The organism is Xinfangfangia pollutisoli (assembly GCF_020179405.1).
Classification (GTDB): Bacteria; Pseudomonadota; Alphaproteobacteria; order Rhodobacterales; family Rhodobacteraceae; genus Pseudogemmobacter; species Pseudogemmobacter pollutisoli.
Genome location: NZ_JAICBZ010000185.1, coordinates 1 through 817 on the forward strand (window position 1 = coordinate 1; position 817 = coordinate 817).

The 817-nt window shown below is 74.3% G+C and carries 1 protein-coding gene; it reads left to right on the forward strand.

Annotated features, from left to right (window positions below; genetic code table 11):
* On the forward strand, positions 1 to 817 hold an 817-nt coding region (locus K1Y73_RS21945; protein ID WP_263626740.1), incomplete at both ends, for an ABC transporter transmembrane domain-containing protein.

The following is an 817-nucleotide window of genomic DNA, read 5'->3' on the forward strand; positions in this document are numbered from 1 at the left end:
CCCAGATCGTCACGCGCGAGGCGGGCTTTGCCCCGGGCCAGGCCGGCCCCGGCGCCGTGGCCGCGCTGGCGGGCGAGAAGCTGGCGGCGCTGGCCCCCTGGCTTCAGCGCTATGCGCCGGCCCGGGCGCGGGTCATGGTGCTGCCGCTGGTGTTTCTGGCGCTGGTGCTGCCCTTTTCCTGGGGCGCGGCGCTGATCCTGCTGATCTCGGGCCCGTTGATCCCGGTCTTCATGGCGCTGGTGGGTCTGGCCGCGAAAGAGGCCAGCGCCCGGCAGCTGGACGGGATCGCGGGGCTGAACGATCTGCTGATCGACCGGCTGGGGGCGGTGCTGGACATTCGCGTTCTGGGCGCCACGGCCGCGGTCGAAACCGGCTTTTCCGCCGCGGCGCGGGGGCTGCGGCGGCGCAGCATGGCGGTCTTGCGGCTGGCCTTCCTGTCCTCGACCGTGCTGGAATTGTTCGCCGCGATCGGCATCGCGATGATGGCGGTCTATGTCGGCTTCTCGCTTTTGGGCGCGCTGTCCTTCGGCGCATGGGGCACGGGCCTGACGCCCGGGGCCGGGATCTTCCTGCTGCTGCTGGCGCCCGAGTTCTACCAGCCGCTGCGCGATCTGGCGGCCGCCTGGCATGATCGCGCCGCGGCCGAGGCGCTGGCCGAGGATCTGGACAGCTGGCGCGCCGCGCCGCGGGTGGCGCTGCCGGGGCAGGGCGCGCGGGTGGCGCCGCTGCCGGGCCCGGCCAGCCTGGCGCTGCAGGGCTGCCGGGCGGCAAGCGGGCTGGTGCTGCCGGATATGACCATCGCGCCGGGCGAGGCGGT